A 23,073-nucleotide genomic window follows, 5' to 3' on the forward strand; every position below is an offset into this window, starting at 1 on the left:
ATGACGATTGAATTGGATAGATTTGCAAAAAATTTGTGGACTGATCCTTGTTTGATATCAGGCCAACAGGATCAAGGTAGTTCAAGTTTGGTTCATGCTCAAATGAGTTTTAATGACCGTTTGTTAAGTACATTAGCTAAACTACCTTTTCTGAAAAATGAAAATGCGATTCGGACCTATGTTGCCCGCCTTAATATAACAGTTCAAGAGAAATTAACCGTGTTCTTACGCTCATTAGCGGAAAGGTATGGTTTGGCTACCGCAGTACAAACACTCCCGAGACTAGATTTATCACCAAAGACACCACTGGCTGCCCATAAAATAGAATTTATTCCCCAATCTATGTTGTTAGCGATGAGTCAAGCGCATTCAATGTCTGATCATCAAGCTGAAAATATTAATAATAAAATCTTTTCACTGATCCAGTTTAGTAATGCAATAAAAGAACTAGTCAATCAAGGTGGACCCGCCCAGTTACCAATTCCGACTAGCATACCTAAATTTGGTAATTGGTTTTATTGGGAAGATAAAAATATTCAAAAAGTGCAACAAGCTATTGCTGACTATCATAAACTGGTTGAAAAAAATGAATATCAAAGTGCCTCTGCACGTTTGTTAGCTTTAACTGATCTACGCTATCCGGGTGATGAATTTTCAGATCTTTATAGCAAATTAAAAAGATATCTTGATCTTTATCGGCAAGCCCTAGATGAGATTGAACAATGTTGTCTTACGGTTCCTTCATCGCAACAAGTTCATCTAACTTCATTATTGGAGCAAGTTTTAGTGCAGAAAGAGCACATTGCGGCAGTGGCTGGCCAGTTGGCAATGTTACCTGAATTTTGGCAGCAGACAGTGATAAAGCGGCAGATCATCAATGCCCGTTTTGTCAGTTTACCTGATGAACTTAGGAATTCAGCCTCGGAATCGGTCTTACTACTCAGCCATCAGCTGATTGAAATGTTTGATCAGGTACCCTCAGTAAATGACTGGCAACTACAATTGACTGAATTTTGGGCGAACGCTGAATTACCATTACCTTCATCATCTGAACTGACCACTTTAGTGGCTATTTTAGCCAGCGAACGGCCGGCATTAGCTGGCCAGGTTGCAATTCCTTTTAAAGAAGAAAAAGATAAAATTCAGTCTGGTATTTATCAGCAATTAATTCGAGTACTAACAAGAAGTTTAACCCAGGTAAAAGAAAATAAATCGGTTCTTAAACAACGCCTGGGATTTGATGACAAACAGAGTAAGGTTCGTAGCCAAGCAGCGCTTTTAAGCAGTTGGTTAAATAGGGCCGGAGAAGAGAGCTACTTACATGAACAGTATGTAGCAGCAATGCTAATTGGCATTAGTGGTGAGCGTTGTAGCATGCTAGATAAAACCGTTATTGCTTATGGAGCGGTAAATATCGATAATTTAGAGATAGAGCCAGGATGTGAAGTTGATATTCAGCAATTAGCCAATGAAGAAAAATGGGTTGTTTTGGCGAGAAAAGTGCTCGCTGCACAAGATAAAGCCTATCGATTTGAAGAGTTGTATGATAGAGAAAGTGGCCATTCTGCTATCAATTTCCATTATGATGTGGAACAACGTGTATTGACATCTCGGTTAATGGCATCACCTGAGCGGTATTTGCCTTTTTTAACTAAAAAGATCTCGGCACTAACGGCTTATCATAACGAATTACAATCTCTGACTGATAGCTTAAATATAGGTAAAGTGCGCAGCCGTTTTGTAGAAGAGCTGAAACAAATTAGCGAGCAGAAGCAGCATTTAAGTTTATTACAGGATGCGGTAAGGTTTTGGCAAAGTGTAAAACAGCAATATGAGCAACATGAGCAATATGTTGATCAATTGCAAAAATTACAAGATATTACTTTGCAGCAAGTAAGGCAGCTGAATAAACAAGGTTATCTGGCTTTTTTACCTCAGTTACAGCAACTTGACTTAGCTATGTATGCTCTTAGTGTGCAAAAAGAGAGGTTAACTGAAAAACTATTGCAGCAGGGATCCTCCTTAGATAACAGTCAATTACAAGAAATTGATCAAGGTATAGTTAAGCTAGATGAGGAGTATCAGGCAGCTTTGCTGTTACTCGTTCGTTTTGATAGGCAGGCAAATAAAATTGAGGGCTATCCAGAGCAGGGCGATTACTATAATGTCCAGGCATGGCGACATTGGGTGGTGCAAAATATTACCGGTGAATGGGGAGGATGGTTAGGTGAATTTAGACCTGATTTGAACACCTTGATTTTACAGCACCAACTGGCTAAAAATGGTATGCAAACGTTGAGGGAAGCTTATCAAGAGTTGTTTCAAATACTCAACCCGTCTATATTTTTCAAATCGTTGGATACTAATAAGTATCAGGAGATTTTGGCGGCTTTTAGGGATTTGCATCGCTGGGTAATGGCACATCCGATGGAATCACAAGCGCTAGCCAAGAATATTACCCATGCTTATCAAATTATTACTGGCAATAGCGGTTGGTTTGGTGCTGATCTTGCTACTGCTGTTAATTCGGTTTGGCAAAGTGCGACGGTAGAAAATCAAGTTAAAGATATTTTGCAGGGTACCAGAGAGCTACTTCCCTTACAGCCATCATACTCAATGACACCGGAAATGATCGCACTATTGCATTTTACCCATTTATTACCTTACCTTGCTGGCGGTATAAAAGGCGGCGTTCATAGTGGTTTAATAAGCTCAGTAGCAACACTTTTGGGTGCTGGTTGGGCAACCGGTATGATAGGTGGCTTTGTCCAAACTTGGGTGGAACAGAAAATAGCCTCAACCGTATCAGCCCATCGTAATACCGAAGTAATGGTTAATGCCCTGATGCTTGGCATTCGTGAACAGGGTAGTTTTCAGCAACGTGCGGCTTCGGTCATGAGTTATATGATGAAACGCCAGTTACTACAAGATATCGGTACCTTAGGCCGCGATTGTTTCGAAACCAATAAAGTCGGAACTCTGCGCCGTTGGTGGCAAGATACCACTAATTTTTGGCAGAAAATGGATGTTAAAGCAAAATTATTTAGTGTCGCAGCAATTGTGGGGCCAGCCGCCATTGCAGCTACCGTTGCGACGGCTGCATTAATATTCACTGTAGGAACTGGCGGAGTAGGGTTAGCCGTATTAGGCATAAGTGCATTGTTAGCTGCGATAGTAGGTGGTTACTTTGGCTATAGTGGGTTAAGTTTACTAAAAAATAGCGACTTCCTGGGTTTGCGTCAGGCATATGAATATGCGCAGGATAAAATGACCGAACAGCGTATCCAGGACGCGTTACAGCAATTTATTAACAAACAATATCAGGGCAAAACCGTTGCTGAACATTTAGATGTTCAGGTAGCCGATATTGAAAAAAAGATTTCACTTAAGCAAGTAGCTAAGCAGAATCAAACACAATCTTTTATGCGACAACTAGAAAATTGGGGACGTGAAGAACAGCAGAAAATAGCCATCAATCAGCAAAAACAGCGCGCTGAATTAGTCAATAAGGTGGCCCAACAATTAAACGATTGGCAAGAGATCGATGGTCAGGAGTTAATAAAGTGTTTAAATGATATTGATGAGGTACTTGTCCAATCTGGACTTGTTGCCGCCTGATTTTGTCAAGGGTATCTAAAACTCGTCTAGCCGCCTGAAATGGTTATCGATTGGCGTAATTTAGTATAACTTATTAATTTAATTGAACCTGCTGGCGCATGTTACTCGTTGTATTGCGCCCATAAATATTTTTTCGTTAATTTTAACCCGCTTGGCGCAAAATTCATTTTGCTTGCCATGGGGTCATTTCAGGTATTTACCTGATACGAAGCCAGAGCTTCCTCTTGCATGCTTAATAAATAGTAAAGAGGGAAGATGATGAAATTGCAACTGGCTCGTAATCTTGAACATTTTTTTTCTTTGTTCAATCACAGGAAAGTCGAAATTTCAACGGCAATTGAATGCCACTGGCCACCTTTTGGTCTGCGTATTGAAATTATTGAAGAGCGTATTCTTATGACCAGTTGGTTATTAAAAGAGGGTGATTTTGATCTTCTACATGCATTAAAAATTAATCAACCTGAGCGGTTTTGGGGGATCCCGCAGCGAGTATTTATTATTCGCCACCGAGCTTATGTGAGCGGATGGTGCCCAAAGGAGAGTGATGGTCTTTTTTTATTTCGTTTGTGTCAAAGACAGCGTCAATTTCTTTCTCAGTTACCTAAAGGAGCCGCCTAATAATGTCAATAACTCGTTGGTTATCTCAGATTGCAGGACGTCAAGATATTATCCTTAGCGCCATGTTAATGTTGTCAGTATTCATGATGATTTTACCGCTGCCAACGACTTTAATTGACGTTTTAATCGCGATCAACTTAGGGTTATCGATCATTTTATTTATGATGGCTATCTATATTCGTGATCCGCTTGACTTCTCTGCCTTTCCATCCATGTTGTTGATTACCACACTGTATCGTTTAGCATTGACCATCAGTACTAGCCGCTTGATCTTATTACAACATGATGCTGGTGAGATCGTGTATACCTTTGGTAATTTTGTCGTTGGCGGTAATCTTGGGGTTGGGATCATTATTTTTGCCATTATCACTATTGTACAGTTCATTGTTATTACTAAAGGTTCTGAACGTGTGGCCGAAGTGAGCGCCCGATTTTCTCTCGATGGCATGCCGGGCCGACAGATGAGTATTGATGGTGATATGCGGGCAGGTATTATTGATGCAACTGAAGCCAAACGGCAAAGAGCATTGGTACAAAAGGAAAGTCAACTTTATGGTGCCATGGATGGCGCGATGAAATTTGTCAAAGGCGACGCCATTGCCAGCGTAATAGTTATTTTAGCTAATATTTGTGGTGGGATTGCCATTGGCGTGATCCAACATAATATGTCGGCGACAGAAGCACTGAATACTTATGCCATTTTGTCGGTCGGCGATGGATTGATTGCGCAAATCCCGTCATTGCTTATTTCCATAACTGCAGGATTAATAGTTACTCGAGTGCCCGGCGAAAAAAAAAATAATCTGGCAGGTGATTTAGTACAACAAATACTTAGTCAACCTATGTCATTGCAATTGACCGCTGGTATTTTATTAGTTTTCGCTATCATCCCTGGTTTTCCTTGGTTTGTATTTGGTTCATTGGCCTTGATGCTATTTGGCTGTTCTTATTGGATGAAGCGTAACGTAAAAGTGAAAAAAGGCACAGGTCAGATTTATCCTTCAGCAGAGAATGGAGCGGAGCAGGCATCGCGGGAGATGACGCCTGGCACAATCCCGCTATTAATCATCGTTGGCCAACAAATAATGACTGAGACAATGGCTGACAAATTACAAAATTTACGTTGGCAATTATTTGAAAATTTAGGCTTGCCTTTACCTGAAATACAGTTGCAGGTCGACACAAAAGAGACAAACACATTACAAATACTGTTATATCAAGAACCTGTCTTTAAGACAGAGATAGATCCAGCGGCAATTTTATTAACTCAACCAATAGACTTACCTCAAGTACGTCAGGAACAACTGATTTTTAATCATCAAACGATTTATTGGTTGGCGCACGATCATCCCTCATTGTCACCAACTGTCGGCTATAAAGGAGTAGAAATTGTCACCTATTTGGTAGAAAAAGTAATTTATCACTTTGGTAAGGAGTTTTTAGGGGTACAGGAAACGCGTTATCTAATGGATGCGATGGAGATGCGTTATGCCGAATTAGTGAAGGAGTTACAGCGCTTACTGCCAATTAGTAAAGTGACCGATATTTTACAACGCTTAGTTGAAGAACAGATTTCTATTCGTGATTTAAGAACCATTTTTGAAACGCTGGTTGAATGGGGTTCAAAAGAAAAAGATACGGTAATGTTGACTGAGTATGTTCGGGTATCTCTTCGCCGGCATATTCGCCGACGCTTTACTAGCGAAGAGGGCTGGATCCCAATGTTGTTAGTCGGTGACGGAATTGAAAATAGTATTCGAGAATCTATTCGTCAATCAGCGATAGGATCTTATTGTGCCCTTGAACCAGCCCAAGAGCAGCAGATTATTGCGGCTATAAAACAAAAGTTACCCACTCAGGTTGGCTGTGTCGTATTAACTTCATTGGATGTACGTCGCTATCTACGCAAAATTATCGAACCGGCATTGGCAACAACCGCTGTACTTTCATTCCAAGAAATTGGTGAAGATGCCAATATCAAAGTCCTTGCTCAGGTTGATATTATGGGGGAGAAACTGGATGCGCTCACTGGATAAAGCAAAAATCATTCAAGCGATGGCCTCTCCTCTCTTTCAGCCATTGACGGATATTCTTCCTTATCGATGCCTTGGTAAAGTACAGGAAGTATCCACTAATTTGGTTAAAGTGACGCTGCCAGGCGCTAAACAAGGTGAATTATGTCTAATTGATAATCGGTTAGCTGCAGAGGTCGTTACCATTAAAGCGCAAGAAGCCTGGTTGTCATCGTTTGACACTACCAACGGATTAGTGGCTGGCGCTTATGTTGAACGTTTAGGTCATGGTCATCGCGTGCCGGTAGGTGAGCATTTATTAGGTGGCATTGTGGATGGCTTAGGGCGGCCGTTAGAAAAAATGCCGAACGCGGGTGAATGGCGTAGTAATCATAACGCGGCGCCAGACCCCTTGACACGTCAGTTAATTAGCGAAGTTTTGCCAACCGGTATCAAAGCGATAGATGGTATTTTGACGCTGGGTATGGGCCAAAGGATCGGTATTTTTGCTGCCGCCGGTGGTGGGAAAACTACTCTATTGGGTATGTTAGCTCGGGGCTGTGAAGCTGATGTGGTGGTATTGGCTTTGGTTGGCGAGCGTGGACGTGAAGTGCGAGAATTTCTCGATAATCATTTACCGGCTGCTGCGCGAAAAAAAACCATCTTAGTTGTCGCCACCTCCGATCGTCCGCCGTTAGAGCGAATGAAAGCTTCTTTGACGGCAACCACCATTGCTGAATATTTTCGTGATCAAGGTAAACGGGTATTGTTGATGGTGGATTCATTGACCCGTTTTGCGCGTGCGGCACGGGAAATTGGTTTAGCAGCAGGAGAACCACCGGTTGCCAATGGCTTTCCGCCTAGTGTGTTTGTGCATATGGCCGCTTTATTAGAGCGGGCTGGCCCCGCTAAGGTAGGTAGTATTAGTGCTATTTATACCGTGTTAGTAGAAGGTGATAATATGAATGAACCTGTCGCTGATGAAGTGCGTTCTATTTTAGATGGCCATATTGTTTTATCGCGCCAATTAGCTGCCGCAGGACATTTTCCCGCTATTGATATCAACGCCAGTGTTAGCCGAGTTATGGATAATATTGTTAGTAAAGAGCATAGCTTACATGCACTTCGCTTACGGCAATTGCGAGCACTTTTTCAAGATGTGCAGCTATTGATTCGTGTTGGCGAATATCAATTTGGGCAAGATAAAGATACCGATGAAGCAATTGAAAAAAATCAGCCAATTAATCAATTTCTGCGTCAGGATTGCGATGAATGGGTTTCGTTTTACCAGACGATAGAAAATCTTAGCCAATTGGTTTAGGGTCTATGAAAGAGCAATTCTCTGACATTGAGCGCGTTGTTATTAAAAAATTATTGCAAATACGACAACAGCGAGAAATAAGCTTGCAATCTCAATGGCAACAAATTGAGCGTGAGCAGCAAGCGCTACAATCAACCGTTGCCGAGTTGGAAGGGCAACGGATGAAACTTTGGCACGATTTAGCAACGCCTGCATTGCCAAATGAGACCATTTCCCGTGACCAATTAGCATTATTTAAGCAATCTATGAGGGAAGTTTATCTGGCCGAGCGAGCCCTAAAAGAGCGTATCGATCAGCTGGCTGAAACGATCGCTGAGCTTGAGCGCCAAAAGGAGCAACTAGCTAAACAACGTCTGCTAATGATTAAGAATCAAGAAAAACTGAAAGAGGTGGTGAATGACTAATATGATCGAGCGTAATGTTGTCACCGCGAGTAGGGTGGCTAATATTCAACGCCGCCAGGAGACTGATCCGGAACTAAAACGGCGTTTTGAACGTTTTTTGCAGGTGCAACAGCCTGACAACGCTGCGTCAGCCGCTGGTTGGTCTTCGGTATCAGAGACACTGGCTTATCGCAATAGCTCAGCTACATTAAATAATGTTTATCTGTTACGTCAAGGTAATAGTTTAACTTATCGCTTACTGAATGGCCCGATGATGGGTATGGTTATCATTGCGCGCTGGCAAAAACACGGTGCGGTACATTTACAGTTAAAACCGGCTAATTCTGTGCAATGTCGTGTTTTGGCTCGGGTAAAGCAAAAATTAACAGCAACATTAGCACAACGAGGTTTTTTACTCTCTTTGGAGATAGAAGATGGTGCACAATGACCAGCGAATGCTTTACCAGTGGTTAAGCACCGGTTTAGCAAAAGATAATTGTCGCATTCAGCTTGCTTATGTTGAAGGAGATGGCCAGTGGTGGTCATGGTTGTCCGATGATTCAGTCGGTATTTGGTGTGACAATCCTAATTGGCAGCAGGCGCTACAAACCTATAGCGGGAGCGCTGATCCAACTCTTGTTACTGAAGATTTGTTTCCTTGTATTAGCGCAGCCTGGTTTGCATTACTTGGTGACACAGTTAATGCAAGATTGAGCCAACAGCCGATTGATTACCACTTGCCTAAGGGTATTTATCCCGTTATTACAGTAGACGAATGTCAGTTTGTGGTGGTCAATATTGGATTGGAAAAATGGCAGGCTGCTTTCGCCGATTGGACACCATGTGACGTTCCATCTGTGCAAGTGACGGTTAAATTGTTAGCCGGTTTTATTGCTGATTGTGAAAGTATTCGTCATAGCTATGGTTATTGGTTAGCTGGTGATGTGGATATTCGGCAAAATGAAGCATTATTATGGTGGCATGAACCATTGGCAATTGTGAAATTAACCGATATTAATCAATTATGGGTAAAAGAGATCCGACCGACGGTAACATTTAACCAAATACCCTATTTAGCTCAAGTGGCCACCATTGATTTGCCACTAGCGCAACTTTATACTTTGATCGCCGCTGAAAATTTGACAGGCAAGGTGACGTTGGAAACTCGGGTTCGATTATTGCATGATGAACAACCCGTTGCATGGGGAGAGCTATTAACCGCTCAAACTGGGACGGCATTTCACTGTCTTGAACTGGAAAAATAGTTTTGCTGTTTTTTCTTGCCTCTTTTTTCTAATGCAATAATATTGAAAATATTTAGCCTAGACAAAATAGGTAGAAAAAACAGTGAGTGTCAACAAGCTATATATGCTCATGCTTATGATGACATGCAAGGGCAATGCATTTGATTTTATCAGACAAATACAGCAGGATTAACGATACGACTACCGCGCCAATAAGGTATAGATAACCAGTGGCCTTATCATGCCAGTCGAATAAAAACATGCAATAGAATGAGATTGATGATATTAACAGGAAAGCGATTATCATCAATAAGTATGACACAATCAGCGATAGGCATTTTTTCATATAACCTCCTATTAGATTAGATGACAATATTATTTACATCTATCTTTCATTGATATGATCCTAACTATAGATGATTATTAACGGATCGTATAAAAAATTTAAATTTTTCATAATATTTAATCTTTTTTGTTACCGTTAGCAATGCTCTTTTTAGGCTATTATCAAGTTTTTTGCGCTTTAGCGCCAAGCGGGTGGTTGAATTTTTTTCAAAACATCATGACAGTGTTCCGTCGCATAATCAATCATCTGATTATATAAGGCGGCCGAACAAGTAAAGGTATTTGTGCAGCCAAGTAATCGATCTTTCCAATCATTAAAGATATTTTCTGTAATCAGGGTGGGATCAAGTTTGTGGGCTTTTTCCATTAAGGCGTAAGCATAATATCTAAGCATGAGGGGCGAATCTAATTCAGTACCAAAAATAGCACTAGATGAATAGCGGGTAAAAACGGCGGATAAAGAAAGTAGGTGTTCTGCTTTATTTCGCTCGCTACTGGCTGTCAAATCATATAGCTTTATGATCTGGTTATAATTGTCATTTTTTAAGCTATAGCCGTGTTCAAGATCGATCACATGAGCAAAAATCTCCTTCAATGTCTGCTGTGATGTCTCATCAATTAATTTAGTGGCAAAAGTATTGGATTTTTGTGCCTGAAAAAATAGTGTATTAAGTTGTTGGTCTAAATTTAATGTCTTAATCAGTTTATTGAATGTTGCTTGGTGTTGACTATAAGTAAAATGACTAGAAAACAGTGGGAAATCTTGGTTGAAGCATTCCTCTAGAATGAATTGCTGAGAACTTAAATTTTCGCCATGCTGAAAAACAAAAATGTTATTCCACTTGGTTTCCAGATCAGGATCTAGCATTTTTGTCAGATTATTTTCAGCAACCACTAATGTTCTACCCGCCTTGGTCGGAGAAAGTAACAGATAGTTTTGTGCGTTATTATCTGACCAATCTACCTTACCGGCAAAATCACCAAATATTCCTTCAATTTGTTCATATTCTAGTTGTTGCTTTATTTCAGGCAGTTGTAAATATTTTTCATAGATCTTGTTAGCCAGTTTTGTAGTCACGCTATCAATACCTGTTTGCGTTCTTGCGGCCAAGATCGTTTGAATAAAACTACTATTAAATTTCGCTGACACCATCAGATCCGGTTGGTGGTTAAAATGATTGAGAAAAATATTGATGAGCGCCGGATGTGTTTGCAGCGTATTAATTAATTGGGTTGAGGGGTTTGCCAGGTAGTTATCCATCAGTTTATTGACAAAAGTACTAATTTCTTTATTGGTCATAAAAGAGGGTTTTCCTAGAATATCCACTAGCGGTAAAGTCACATGGTTAAGATTAATGTCAGGCTGGTCAAAAGAGTGAATTAGTTGTAGCGCCAACTTATTTTTTAATTCCTGATATCTGTCATCAATACTATTAAGACTGGTTAGTAGACTGCTTTGATTATTGAAATGATTAAGCATCCCATCTAACTCATCTTCATCCCATTCATTAGGCAGGTGAAGAGTGAAACTATCATTTAAAGAAGCACCGGCAAAATTAGTGTTCATAATGCTTAGCTCTTTCAGGATCGTGTTACTCAGATCGGCATTGCTAACATCAGTGTTGGCTAGGTTAGCTCCGGTTAGATCAGCTTGATTGAAAATTGCTCCACGCAGGGTAAGAGCATTTAAATTGGCTTTTGTTAAATTGGCGTTAGTGAAATTTACACCTTGCAGGTTAGTATCAATTGAAGAGGCGTCAGTTAGGTTAGCCTTGGTTAGATTGGCATTCGTTAAGTTAGTATTGGCTATCTTAGCTTGCGCTAAATTGGCGCCAGTCAAATTACTGTTAGTCAAGTTACTATTATTTAAATAAGCGCCTTCTAATATAGTGTCATTCATGGCAGAGTCGACTAAATTAGTGTCACATAAATCAGCCTTAGCTAAGTTAGCCCCAATTAATTGCGCTTCATTTAAGTTAGCCGCGCGTAGATTAGCATTCACCAATTGAGTCTGGTTCATGATTGCTTTTGCTAAATTCGCCTCCACCATGATAATATCTGTCAGGTTAGCTCTACTTAGATTGGTACCTTGTAAATTAGCCTGAGCAAGGTTATGGTAGTTACCCAAAACCTGGGTAAGATTGAGGTAACTGAAGTCTTCACCCGATAAATTAAGGTTGACGTCAGGTCGCCGTTTGGCCAATTGTCTGCTTAATGCTTGCAGCTTTCGTTGTTGTGATTGATAGAAACTAGAAGTATTAGGTTCAGATAACCAGTGTTTAGCGGCTTCATTAGCCCTTTTACCACCCAGGCCTTGGGTTTTTAATTGATAAAGCCGCTCACGTATTGACACTGGTGCTAATTCCAGCTCACCCGCCGCATTGCGCAGATATTTGCGGCCATAAAGGGTATTTGTTTGCAGATTGATTTGCACCCAAATGTCTTTACCTCGTTGTTTCCCAATCTTTACTACCTGAACCTCTTTTCTCAAATCCGGACGATAAGCTGTCTCCACTTTGTAAGGGCTAGCCAGCTCAATCGGTAAGTCTTGTGCTTTTTTTTTCAGTGCTTTGATTAATGGGGTTAATCCGTGAACTTTCTGTTGGAGCTGCTGTGCGGCATTTTTTAAGGCATTAATACCTTTTATTCCCCCTGATGTTAATAATTCAAAACCGGGATCCGCACTACGTAAAAAAGATACGCCTAAGTCCCTATAAGTTTCAGCTGGTAAGCGGTTGGTGATCTGTGGAATACCAAATTTAACAAACTGTTTACCGCCTTCACGTAATGCTTGCTGAAAAGTTGCTTTTTTTAGTCCCGTTTTAACCCCATTAATGGCAGCTTCTTCCAGCGCGACAATAACCCGACTACTCACTTGCACACTTTGGTCAAAAAACGGAAAAAAACTGACTAGATCAAATGCACCTGCTTGCAGCGCCTCCTCTTTATTACCCTTTTGCGCCTCTGTGATCGTGGAATAAAACGGAATAAGACTTAAGAAAAAAGCGTCCGCTTTTTGCCGGCTAGTTTCTTGATAACCTTCCTGATGCAATTTTTCGCATAATTTTTCCGCACGACGCTTAACAAGCTTGTCGATCAGCATGTCCGGTTTATCCTGAGCGGTTTTTAAGGGCAAAATGGGGTAGGTTTTTAATTTATAATCATCATCATAGCGGGCTTTATCATCATGATAAAACAGGCCAAGAATAGCGTCTTTATGATCGTCAACCCGATGTAATTTATAACTACCGATGCCATGGTCTGTGGTTAAGGCATACATTCATTCTTTGCCGTTAAAGCTACACTTCAGCATATCAATCGATTCCGGCACGCGAGTCACTAATCCGTCTGAATCCTTTATTCCTAGCCTTGTGGCTGGCGATAATGGGATACCTTGCAAACTAGCGATGGCACTAAATTCAACCTTCATTAATTGAATGTCAGCCTGTTGAATAAAAATTTGTTCTTCTTCGCTGATTGAGTTAAAGATCTGAGATAGCAGGATCTTTTCTATCTGTGCGGTAAGCGCTGTAATTTGTTGATTTTGATCTTTAAATACTTTATCAATATTGGGTAATAATGCCGTCTCACCTCGCCGATTGAGATAGTTAACTTGTCGATTTTTATATAAATAGTCATTTATCCAACCTTCATCAATATCATGCTCTTTTAATTGTTGGCGGGCAAGCTCCGGCCGGGATTGCCAATTCTGTAGCAAAGTAATCAGTTTGATAAAAGGATTATTTTGGCCAGATTGTTTTAAATAAGCAAAATAATTGTCATAAACAGCCGTCATTGCTAACGGTGTTGCTAGCGCGCTATTTTCGCAATTTAACTGGTGATGGATAAGGGCTGGTAATTTGAAGTATCGATTATACTCAGCTGGCACAAGTTGTTCCTGCAAAAGCGCGGCCAGCAACATACCGTTATTGCTAATATCTTCCAGACTCATGTTGTTAATATCAGCACCGCTTTCATTGAGTATTGTTAGGCCGGCCTGCAGATAGCCCCATTCTGGTTGATTTATCATCATGTTAGACAAAGTTTTTTGTTGCTGCTCGTCGTCAGTTTGTAGCATAAAGGTTGGCAGGATGCGATTGATAACTTGTTGTTGATAGTAAATACGGGCTTGCGCTGACAATTTGTTAGGCGTGTGATAATCATTTAGTTGATTGAATAACCGACGTTGTAGATTAGCATGATGGAAGAGGGAATGTTCCTGTGATTGGATATCACTGACCTGATTTAACATCCATGCTTCCGTTGACATACCGAATATAGTGTATTGTAACCAATTGGCAATGACGGCTTGTTGCCGAGCAGAAGAGATTTTTTCTCCTTGCTTAGCACCATATTCACCTAACGGCTGTAACAATAACCTGACAAGAGCAGTTATCTTCTCTTTATCATCTTTATAGCGAGTCAGATAATCAATGACAGGGTTTACCAGTGAAAGGGTCTGTATTGCGTTATCATATTGGTCGAGTGGATAACCGTCTTCAATTAATAAGGAACGTAAGCGTTGATTCTGTTCATCATAGACAAGTTTATTAAAATCATTAGTGTTAAGCGATAAAATAGGTTTAGGCTGATAAAGCGATTGATTAATAACCGTAACAATACCATGGTTATCTCTGACGAAGCTTTTTGACAATGAAGTTTGCGCAGTTTCTTGGTTCTGTACTATCGGATTGGTTAGCGTTGTTTCGCTGCTGGTCACATGGTTTTCACTGGATCTATTTTCGTTCTCTGTTTTTTGGCGGTGAGTTGAATCGGATATTGATAAAAAACTGTGCGAGGATGAAAGTGTTGAATCGATAAACGGCATCATAACGATCCTTTATGTAATTAAAATGTAAAAATATAGTAAATTAAGATTAAATACTTTTATAAAAAACTTTTATTTTTTATTTATAGGATCTAATAAATCAGAGGCTGGCTGATGAAGAGAGCAAAGTAAATTTTTGCTAATAATGGTTATTACTTTTATGATGCCTCTTTTAGATGCGTCAATCGGTTCAAATAGCGTAGCTGCGTTATTGGTAGAATATGATCCGCTTATTTTTATAGCGTCATTGATTGTTTTAATGCTGTATTGATCAGTTGAGTTTATCCCAACTGATCAATAAATTTATAATTTTTGATATTTAGTTAGCATTAATGCCATGCAGGTAACTAAAATTAAAATATAAACCATCCATAGATATAAATTCATTTCAATAAAGAAACTACCTATGCCGCCGATCATAGAAGGAATGACTAAGGAAGCTGAGCCCATCAATGCTGAGGTTGCTCCCAGACTATTTTTTTGGCTACTCATTGTTAAATAGGTATATAGAGATTCGAATAACCCGCCAGTAAACATAATAATGGCAAAGAATGCAAAGAAAGTGATGGTATTATTTTGGTAGATAAATATCGGAATAAATACAATTATTAATATTTGCAGCGATCTTAGCCAAATGGATAAAATTTTTGTCGCACTAAATTTTCGTAGCAATTTGCTGGATAAAAATGCGCCTGCCAATAAAAAAAGCCCGATAATAGCCGAGTAGATACCGAAAATTGAGGCGCTAGCACCAAATTTGATCATAAAAATAAATGGCGCCGCGGTTACATAACAATAAATTAATGAAAAAGATAAACCGAGCGATAAACAAGGTAAATAGAATTTGGGTTGGCAGGCAATATATTGATATATATTGCTGGTTTTGCGCCAAGAAAAAGTTGTCCGTTTTTTTACTGATAACGTTTCAGGAAAAGCAAAAAAGACATAGACAATGGTAATTAAGGCGTAGATAAAAATTAAGCCGAATATACTGCGCCATCCCCATAAATCATTGATAAAACCGCCAATTAATGGTGACGCAATCGGGACAAAGCCTTCAATCGTAATGATGATGCTATATAGTAGAGCAGCGACAGTTCCTCGCGAAACATCACGTACTGCGCTGACGGAGGTGACTAAGGTGATTGAGATACTCAATCCTTGGATAACACGAATAACAAGAAAAGCAGGTAGACTTTCTGTTTGTGTTAACATGAATGTTGTTGCTGCATAGATAGCCGCACCGGTTAACATAATTCTGCGGCGACCAATGGCATCGGAAAGTGGACCAAAGATTAATTGTCCTAAGCCAATTGCCAAGGTATAGGCCATGATTGAAAGCTGGGTTGATGAGAGACTTTTATTAAATTCTTTTGCGATATCAGGAATAGAGGGCAAATAAGTATCAACCCCTAAAATACCCATCATAGTGAGCAATGCTAAGCCAAAAGTAAAGAAAGCCAAATTTTGTCTGTTAATTTTTTTCATAAATATTTCCCTTAATAGAAAATTTTATTTCAAGCATGCAGGAAAATTTCAGGATCGATATTCAAACGGAGTTGCTGCTAACTAGCAAACTTTTCTATTTTTTGTTGAGCTTTAATTTAGTTTTATCTGATTTGCGCTGTTTTTTAATCCTATTTAATTAAAATCATACAAATTAAGTAAATTAAAATGCAAATTCGTTACAGTAGGCGAGTTGTTAATTAATACAATATTGATGAAAAATAGATGGCAATTTACTTTGATGTAATTAAATGATCATACGACAGTGATATCTTAAAAAACTATTACAATTTAGAATAAGTTAGGGAATAACTGGGTGTTATTTTTACGTTAATTTTAATCAGTAAATATTTAGATTTTAATGATAAAGGCTCGGTAACTGACCGAGCCTGTGTTTGTTATATATTGAGGATAACTTTGGCAATTTCGAAATAAATAATCAGACCAGTACCATCAACCAGTGTTGTGATAAATGGTGCTGAAACTACCGCTGGATCAATACCACATCTTTTAAGTAGTAGAGGAATGACCGAAGAGACAATGGCTGACCAGAGAGTTATACAGATCAGTGACAGACTGACAACAATACAAATATCCCAACCAATATTCATAAAGCTAGCACGTAAGATCCCTGCTGCCCCTAAAGTGATGGCGATTAATACCGCAGTCGACATTTCTTTACGTAAAATCTGCCATAAATGACTGATGGAAAGTTCTCCAATCGCCATTGAACGAACAATCGTTGACGTAATCTGAGTACCACTGTTACCACCTGTTCCCACTAATAGTGGAATAAAGAAGGCTAAAGCAATTACCGCTTCTAACTGCTCTTCAAATGATTTGATGACCGTGCTGGTATAGGCTTCTGCAATAAATAATAAAAGTAACCATACACTACGTTTTTTCCACAGGGCAAAAGGACTCATTTGCAGATAGGGTTTATCTAACGGTAAACTACCACCTTGTAATTGAGCATCTTCGGTTGCATCATCTTCCAATATGCGATCAATTTCTCGTTCGCTAAGGGCGCCAACTAATACACCTTTATCTAATACTGGCACCAGATCGAAACCGCAGTCATGCAATGATTTTGCTAATTCTGTGCGTTTAGCATCTGGGGCCACAAAGAAAAAATTGGGTTTCATCAGTTGGTTGATGCTATCACTATCAGTTGGGTGTTTTAAAAGCGATTTCACTGATAAAATACCGATTAATATTTCATTAGTCGTAATGAAAATTTGGTTAGTAATACTATTTTCCTCAAGTTTTTCCAGAAAAACTTTTTTTGCTTCTGCAACAGAAATATGTTCTGGTAAAGTCATATAATTCTGTGTCATATATGAAGTGGCAGTCGCGTTTGCCTGGTCAACATGATAGCGAGGTTTAAATGTATTTTGTTGGATAGGTAAAGCCATAAAAAAGTCCCCTATAGGTGTTAAAATCTCTCACCGGGGCGAACTAACGTGGGAAGGAGATCCCAACGTTTAGGTTTTAGCTTCTAACAACGTATTCCAAGCGGAAAGTTACTTTTGTAAGACCTTGATTCGATCATACCTGTTTTACCAATACAAGCCTGTCTCCATGCAAGTACGGCAGTAACTTTTGTTTGTTAGGTAGCCTCGCCATAACGAGATCGTTTATTGTATTTCACGTCAACAGTGTTGAACGCCAGCGATTATAAATTTACTTATCTTGATTACAATTTTTTCTTTAAGTTGTTTAGTTAAGATTTAAGAAAGTCAAATTTCAACAGTCAAAATAAGAAAATGTTGTCTTTATTTTATTATAAAGTAAAAGAGATGATTATTTGAAATATGAATGGATAAAAATTAGATGGTTTAAATTAAAACATTATAAATTCTTTTAACTTTTTGTTTTTACTATCTTAAATAATGCCATTTATATTACATAAATGTTTCTGGTGCAATAATAGTAAATGTGCCTTTAACAATTAAAATAAATACGGCTGCCCAAATAGCTGCTGATAATAAACAAATACTATATACCTTAGTTCGGTTCATTAATAACATGCCGGCGACTAATGGGATCATGTATCTTAATACAGCTATAAAACAAGATGTAAATAACACGGTTATTCCTTGGTTTTGTAATTTGTTATGGGCATTATCAATAGTTGATTGATAACGACTAAAAAAACGACTGAATAAATTCCTGCGGGTTATTTGATTACCCAAATAGTAGGAAATTATTGAACCGGTGGTGGCACCTAAAGTAATCGCCAACCAAACTAAACTATTTAGTTTTGGCAGACTGGCAGTAATACCGGTTAATAACATAACAGATGCCGGCGGTAGAAAAGAAGATAAGACAACCGTAGATTTGCTCATCGCTATGCTAAATAATATGGTAAATAGCCATATCGGATGTAAATTAATCTCTGACCAAAATGCATTTAGATATGTCATAAATTCTTCGGTTTTCATTGCGTTATTTTCTCATTAGTGAGTTATTTCTGACAAAATAAAAAATATTATAATAATATAATTTATCTATATTAGCGTAAATTAAAGTTATTTAATTGTTGCTATAACAGGATTAACTTTACTAAATTTAAATTGAGTAATTTATGAGTAAATAAAAATTTTGCTCAAGATAGACATATGTTAGTGAATGGTTGGCTAAATGGTCAATCGCTTTAGTTAACAATATATATCAAATAAAGAATGTCTTTATTTAGCTAGCAAGCAGACCAGTTATTTTAAGCTAGTTTAAATTTTAATTAGCATTAAATCTTAGTGCAACCGATTGATTTTACCATACTCTCTGTTTAGGCTTGTAAATCTATTAATGATTATCTTTGTCATTAACAATTCTCTTTTTGTTAATGACAAAATAATTAGTTAAGTATTTTTTTATTCAATGAAGTTTCTACTTCGGGTCTTTTTAAATAGGCATATAATATTGCACTGATTAAAGTCCCACACATAATCGCTAACAGATAAGCAATAATTGGTTGTACCGCGCCAGGGATCAACATAACAAATAGTCCACCATGAGGCGCCATTAGTGTGACATGAAAATACATCGATAATGCACCGGTAATTGCCCCGCCAAGCATACAGATGGGTAATACTCGCATTGGGTCACGGGCAGCAAAGGGAATGGCGCCTTCAGAAATAAAACATAGACCTAATACGAACGCTGCTTTGCCGCCTTCACGTTCATTAGTTGAAAACTTGTGACGGGCAAATAATGTCGCAAGTCCCATGGCTAAAGGGGGAACCATACCCGCTGCCATAATGGCTGCCATAGGTCCATAAGTTTGGGCGCTTAATAAAGCGACACCAAATGCATAAGAGGCTTTATTAACGGGTCCTCCCATATCTGTACACATCATGGCACCTAAAATAATACCTAAAATGACGGCATTAGTTGTGCCTATGTTGGTTAGCCATTCTGTAAGGGCGGTCATTATCCAGGAAACGGGATTACCAATAATATAGATCATGACTAAGCCAGTGATTAACGTGGCGAATAATGGCACGATTAGGATTGGTTTTAGGGACGCCATACTTTTTGGTAATGGAAAGTATTGATTGAGCGATTTAGCGACATAGCCAGCCATAAAACCAGCAATGATACCACCAAGAAAGCCGGCATTGGTGCTAACTGCTAACATGCCACCCACTAATCCAGGCGTTAAGCCCGTTCTGTCAGCAATCGAGTAAGCAATATAACCAGATAAAATGGGTACCATGAGGGCTAAAGCAGAGTGTTTACCAATTTGCATTAATGCCGCAGCTAATGTACCTGGTTGCTCGGCAGCATCTAAACCAAACATAAAAGAGAGAGCGATACAGAGGCCACCGGCTACTACCATGGGTAACATGTAAGAAACACCAGTAAGCAGATGACGATAGACCCCTTGGGTTGTTGTTTTCTCAGTTGAGTTGTCTGAGCTGTTTTTTATTTTGTTAGGTAGATAACATTCAGCTTTAGCTAACGCATTATCCATCTCTTGCGCCGTTCTTTTTAAAGCGGCGCTTGTTGAGGTGTGATAAATACGTTTACCAGCAAATTTCGCTAAATCAACTTCAATATCAGTGGCAGCAATAATAAAATCGGCGTCATTAATCTCTTCTAAGGTAATTTCATTGCCAGTTCCAACCGAACCACGCGTTTCTACCTTGATTTGCCAGCCTCGCTTTTTAGCTTCAGTTTCTAATGCTTCTGCTGCCATAAAAGTATGTGCCACACCTGTAGGACAAGCGGTCACGGCTAAAACACGCTGATTTTTTGCGGTTGCTGATTTAATAAGATTTGCTTTGTCCGCAATGATCGCTTTATTTTCGGCCATAGAGAGAGTCTTTTCTGGCGCACGTATTATCTGTGTTTCATTAGTAAAGAAAACTTTTTTACCGATTAATTGCTGTTCATCAGCTATATTTTCACCAATAGCAATAATCAATTCAGCATCCGCAGCATTATCCGTTAATTTTAAAGATTGTTGTTGTATCTGCTGACATAGCATTTGCTTAGCAAGATAGGTTCTTGCTGACATTTGGGGTGAGTGGATAATAGCAATTGTTTTCATCAAGAGATTCCTTATATTTGAAATGGGATCAGAGCAACTTGGTTCATCATTTTTGTCAGTTGTTGCCGATCCATACTCCTAACATTACCTTGGCTGACTGATATGGCACTAATAGCTGTTGCTAAGCGCAATGTATGTTCACTTGTTTGCCGCATCATTAAGCCATAAATTAAACCTCCGACCATGGCATCTCCGGCACCAACTGTACTAACAACCTGGCATTTTGGCGGTGTTGCTAACCAGGCACCGGATGCGTTGACCCACATTGCACCTTCTTCGCCTAAGGAAATCACAACATGAGCAATGCCTTGAGAACGTAATTGTTGTGCTGCTTTGGCGATTTCTTGATAGGTAGGTAAAGGGTGGCCAATCCAACTTTCTAATTCATGTCGATTTGGTTTCACCAACCAAGGGTTGGCTTTTAAACCGGTAATTAATGCTTCTCGGCTACTATCAAATATGACGCACATACACTGATTACGGAGCCGTTTCATCCAGTCAGTAAAATCATCTAAATCGATACCCTTGGGTAAACTACCACTAACACAGACCATATCAAATTGACTTAACCAGCTAAGTGAATCTCTAGCGAAATACTGCCAATCTTGTTTATTAACTTCAAAGCCGGAAAAATTAAAATCACTAACCACACTATTTTTTTCAGTCAATTTGACGTTAATGCGAGTTCTGCCTTCAATCACATGAAAACGATTTGTGAGCCCACGCTCTTTGAAGTCGTGTTGAAAATCGTTTAGATTTTCTTTACCTAAAAAACCACCGACAGTAACATCAATATTTAGATTTTTTAATGTATTAGCAACATTAATGCCTTTGCCTGCTGGATACAATCCATGGGTTTTAACTAAGTTGACGGCACCTTTTTCAATATTGTCTACCATACCGATTAAATCATATGCCGGATTTAATGTAATGGTTGCAACTTTACCTTTCATGTAATTTTTTCATCCATATTAGCGTTAATCACCTGCTCAATGGCATATAAGGTTGCTTGGGCGTCAGGGCCACTGATCTTAAATTGGATACGATCATTTTGACGAGCAACTAATCCAATGACACTCATTACATTATGGCCATTGGCAGGAATTCCGTTCCCATCTAAATTAGTAATAGTGACTTTGCTATTAAATTTTTTTATTGTATTAACTAATTGTGAACTTGGGCGAGCATGTAATCCATGTTTATTATTTAAAGTAAATTCTGCTGATAGCGTCCCTTTTTCTTCGCTTATGTTAGTCGTTAGTAAAGTAAATATCTGTACTGCATCGGGTGCTTGTAGCAATTTTGCTGTTTTTTTATCGATCAATAAATTAGCTAAGTGATTTAAGGTGTTATTAGCCCGATTATCTTTGCATGATAGCGTGATAAGTAGGCAAAGCTGATGATCTTGATATGATAGAGGATTTTTAGGCCGTGCAATTGCCATGGCTGTTTTTAGGTTACCTTTTTTACTATCACTAAGCCAGATACCTTGGCCTAAATAAAGCGGTGGATTTGTGATCACATCAACGATGAAATCATTATTAATGGCATTGGCATCTTGTAAGTGATTAATATTTAATGCCTGGAGTGTCATAATATGGTTGGTATCAACATCTAACGAGATCATAGAAGCTTTGAAAATGAAGTTATCAATCGGCTCTTTAGCTAGCAAGATATTATATATTGAATCAATTGATGTGGTGGTTGCCATTTGCTTGGCAATATTTTCATCGCTTAGAATATGAGTTAGTTGTCGCAATAAACTTAAATGTTCCTCTGATTTAGCGGCGATGCCGATGACAATATAAGCTTTTTGGCCATTATCCCAATCTATACCCTGTGGAAACTGAAATATTTGAACACCTGTCTGTAATACATTATGGCGTGTATCTACGGTACCATGAAGAATGGCAATGCCATTGCCTAAATAAGTTGAGGCTTGATTTTCCCTTTTTTGCATACCGGTAAGATAATCTGGTGTAACGTAACCTGCATTGATTAATGCTTGGGCAACTTGTGCGATGGCATGCTGTTTATGGTCGGCAAATTGTGCTAAATGGATATTTTTTTTAGGCACATCAAACATGTTTTCTCCTATACACATAAATGAGTGAAACGCTGCAGTTTTATCCAATAAAAAACAGAAGCTATTTTAGGTTTTATTTTATGCAAGCTGAATCGTTTCAATTTGCATATAACTTTAGATAAAAACAGATATATTTATCTAATGGTAATTTGCATTTTTATGAGTTTGTTCACGAATAAAATGCTTTGTGTTTTATTGAATGAAAAAATATAAGCTTAGGTTGGCAAAATAGAAAAATGAAAGTAAGTTAATTGATATAAAAATGTGATCTTAATAGTAGATTAAAATAAAAAAAATTAAATTTTAACGGTTAATGTCTTAATTTTGCTGGATATTATTAAATTTTGTTAATTAAGGTTAAATTTTCGTTGGTGGTTAATTTGCTTTACTAGAAATATAGCAATATTTTTCTTTGCCAAAGCAAGTTGCCTAGTTATTTAATTAATTTTTATAAAAAACAAAATAGTAAAATAATTTGCATGAATTTTAATTATTAATTAAAAATATGTAAAATTTAATGTGTTATTTTGGGTGAGGAGGTGGTATTTTTAATTAAA

At 38.6% G+C, this 23,073-nt stretch carries 15 protein-coding genes and 1 riboswitch; of the genes, 7 read left to right on the forward strand and 8 right to left on the reverse strand.

The features are described 5' to 3' along the window. The 7 genes from LDL57_RS02090 (at position 1) to LDL57_RS02120 (ending at position 9,217) form a co-directional block, all read left to right on the forward strand. Positions 1 to 3,618 carry a type III secretion system effector BopA family protein gene (locus tag LDL57_RS02090; protein ID WP_180558986.1) on the forward strand — a complete coding sequence of 1,206 codons (3,618 nt, stop codon included), beginning with the start codon at positions 1 to 3 and terminating at the stop codon, positions 3,616 to 3,618. A 255-nt stretch (positions 3,619 to 3,873) separates the two neighbouring features. Further along, entirely contained in the window at positions 3,874 to 4,236 is a 363-nt protein-coding gene (locus LDL57_RS02095; RefSeq protein ID WP_202881801.1) for a hypothetical protein, read from the forward strand. Between the two features lie 2 nt (positions 4,237 to 4,238). Next, entirely contained in the window at positions 4,239 to 6,272 is a 2,034-nt protein-coding gene (locus tag LDL57_RS02100) for an EscV/YscV/HrcV family type III secretion system export apparatus protein (RefSeq protein WP_180558987.1), read from the forward strand. Next, complete coding sequence (locus LDL57_RS02105) at positions 6,256 to 7,569, forward strand: FliI/YscN family ATPase (RefSeq protein WP_180558988.1); 1,314 nt, start codon at positions 6,256 to 6,258, stop codon at positions 7,567 to 7,569. The genes LDL57_RS02100 and LDL57_RS02105 overlap by 17 nt, the downstream gene beginning before the upstream one ends. Before the next feature lie 5 nt (positions 7,570 to 7,574). Continuing rightward, positions 7,575 to 7,973: a hypothetical protein gene (locus LDL57_RS02110; protein WP_180558989.1), complete on the forward strand. Its 399-nt coding sequence runs from the start codon at positions 7,575 to 7,577 to the stop codon at positions 7,971 to 7,973. Beyond that, a complete protein-coding gene (locus LDL57_RS02115) occupies positions 7,966 to 8,400 on the forward strand; it encodes a hypothetical protein (RefSeq protein ID WP_225506909.1) in 435 nt (144 codons plus the stop codon). Before LDL57_RS02110 ends, LDL57_RS02115 begins: the two co-directional genes overlap by 8 nt. Next, the gene (locus tag LDL57_RS02120) at positions 8,387 to 9,217 is read left to right on the forward strand and encodes a hypothetical protein (RefSeq protein ID WP_180558991.1); all 831 of its coding nucleotides are present in this window, start codon (positions 8,387 to 8,389) and stop codon (positions 9,215 to 9,217) included. The genes LDL57_RS02115 and LDL57_RS02120 overlap by 14 nt, the downstream gene beginning before the upstream one ends. 502 nt (positions 9,218 to 9,719) lie before the next feature. On the opposite strand, the gene LDL57_RS02125 is transcribed toward LDL57_RS02120, so the two are convergent. From LDL57_RS02125 to fruB, 8 genes are all read right to left on the reverse strand, one after another. Further along, positions 9,720 to 12,821, reverse strand: coding sequence for a pentapeptide repeat-containing protein (locus tag LDL57_RS02125; RefSeq protein WP_180558992.1), 3,102 nt, complete (start codon positions 12,819 to 12,821; stop codon positions 9,720 to 9,722). Further along, positions 12,822 to 14,372, reverse strand: a complete 1,551-nt coding sequence (locus LDL57_RS02130) for a hypothetical protein (RefSeq protein WP_180558993.1) — start codon at positions 14,370 to 14,372, stop codon at positions 12,822 to 12,824. Positions 14,373 to 14,672: 300 nt separating this feature from the next. Then, positions 14,673 to 15,857: an MFS transporter gene (locus LDL57_RS02135; protein ID WP_180558994.1), complete on the reverse strand. Its 1,185-nt coding sequence runs from the start codon at positions 15,855 to 15,857 to the stop codon at positions 14,673 to 14,675. A gap of 416 nt (positions 15,858 to 16,273) precedes the next feature. After that, the gene (locus tag LDL57_RS02140) at positions 16,274 to 17,212 is read right to left on the reverse strand and encodes a magnesium transporter (RefSeq protein WP_370520654.1); all 939 of its coding nucleotides are present in this window, start codon (positions 17,210 to 17,212) and stop codon (positions 16,274 to 16,276) included. Positions 17,213 to 17,344: 132 nt separating this feature from the next. Then, positions 17,345 to 17,514, reverse strand: a riboswitch (M-box (ykoK) riboswitch). Positions 17,515 to 17,779: 265 nt separating this feature from the next. Further along, entirely contained in the window at positions 17,780 to 18,319 is a 540-nt protein-coding gene (locus LDL57_RS02145; protein WP_225506911.1) for a DedA family protein, read from the reverse strand. Positions 18,320 to 18,732: 413 nt separating this feature from the next. Then, the gene (gene fruA, locus LDL57_RS02150; RefSeq protein WP_180558996.1) at positions 18,733 to 20,430 is read right to left on the reverse strand and encodes a PTS fructose transporter subunit IIBC; all 1,698 of its coding nucleotides are present in this window, start codon (positions 20,428 to 20,430) and stop codon (positions 18,733 to 18,735) included. A gap of 11 nt (positions 20,431 to 20,441) precedes the next feature. Beyond that, positions 20,442 to 21,383 (reverse strand): 1-phosphofructokinase, encoded by a 942-nt coding sequence (gene fruK / locus LDL57_RS02155; protein ID WP_180558997.1) that lies wholly within the window; start codon positions 21,381 to 21,383, stop codon positions 20,442 to 20,444. Beyond that, on the reverse strand, positions 21,380 to 22,516 hold the full coding sequence (gene fruB, locus LDL57_RS02160; RefSeq protein WP_180558998.1) for a fused PTS fructose transporter subunit IIA/HPr protein: 1,137 nt from the start codon (positions 22,514 to 22,516) through the stop codon (positions 21,380 to 21,382). The genes fruK and fruB overlap by 4 nt, the downstream gene beginning before the upstream one ends. Positions 22,517 to 23,073: the final 557 nt, after the last annotated feature.

This window comes from Arsenophonus apicola (genome assembly GCF_020268605.1).
Lineage (GTDB): Bacteria > Pseudomonadota > Gammaproteobacteria > Enterobacterales > Enterobacteriaceae > Arsenophonus > Arsenophonus apicola.

Excerpts from the sequence above, each read along its gene's own strand:
- fruK (WP_180558997.1), bottom strand. The coding sequence starts at position 21,383 with ATGAAAGGTAAAGTTGCAACCATTACATTAAATCCGGCATATGATTTA.
- fruB (WP_180558998.1), bottom strand. The coding sequence starts at position 22,516 with ATGTTTGATGTGCCTAAAAAAAATATCCATTTAGCACAATTTGCCGAC.
- LDL57_RS02095 (WP_202881801.1), top strand. The coding sequence starts at position 3,874 with ATGATGAAATTGCAACTGGCTCGTAATCTTGAACATTTTTTTTCTTTG.
- fruA (WP_180558996.1), bottom strand. The coding sequence starts at position 20,430 with ATGAAAACAATTGCTATTATCCACTCACCCCAAATGTCAGCAAGAACC.
- LDL57_RS02130 (WP_180558993.1), bottom strand. The coding sequence starts at position 14,372 with ATGATGCCGTTTATCGATTCAACACTTTCATCCTCGCACAGTTTTTTA.
- LDL57_RS02110 (WP_180558989.1), top strand. The coding sequence starts at position 7,575 with ATGAAAGAGCAATTCTCTGACATTGAGCGCGTTGTTATTAAAAAATTA.
- LDL57_RS02140 (WP_370520654.1), bottom strand. The coding sequence starts at position 17,212 with ATGACACAGAATTATATGACTTTACCAGAACATATTTCTGTTGCAGAA.
- LDL57_RS02105 (WP_180558988.1), top strand. The coding sequence starts at position 6,256 with ATGCGCTCACTGGATAAAGCAAAAATCATTCAAGCGATGGCCTCTCCT.
- LDL57_RS02120 (WP_180558991.1), top strand. The coding sequence starts at position 8,387 with ATGGTGCACAATGACCAGCGAATGCTTTACCAGTGGTTAAGCACCGGT.
- LDL57_RS02090 (WP_180558986.1), top strand. The coding sequence starts at position 1 with ATGACGATTGAATTGGATAGATTTGCAAAAAATTTGTGGACTGATCCT.
- LDL57_RS02145 (WP_225506911.1), bottom strand. The coding sequence starts at position 18,319 with ATGAAAACCGAAGAATTTATGACATATCTAAATGCATTTTGGTCAGAG.
- LDL57_RS02100 (WP_180558987.1), top strand. The coding sequence starts at position 4,239 with ATGTCAATAACTCGTTGGTTATCTCAGATTGCAGGACGTCAAGATATT.
- LDL57_RS02135 (WP_180558994.1), bottom strand. The coding sequence starts at position 15,857 with ATGAAAAAAATTAACAGACAAAATTTGGCTTTCTTTACTTTTGGCTTA.
- LDL57_RS02125 (WP_180558992.1), bottom strand. The coding sequence starts at position 12,821 with ATGTATGCCTTAACCACAGACCATGGCATCGGTAGTTATAAATTACAT.
- LDL57_RS02115 (WP_225506909.1), top strand. The coding sequence starts at position 7,966 with ATGACTAATATGATCGAGCGTAATGTTGTCACCGCGAGTAGGGTGGCT.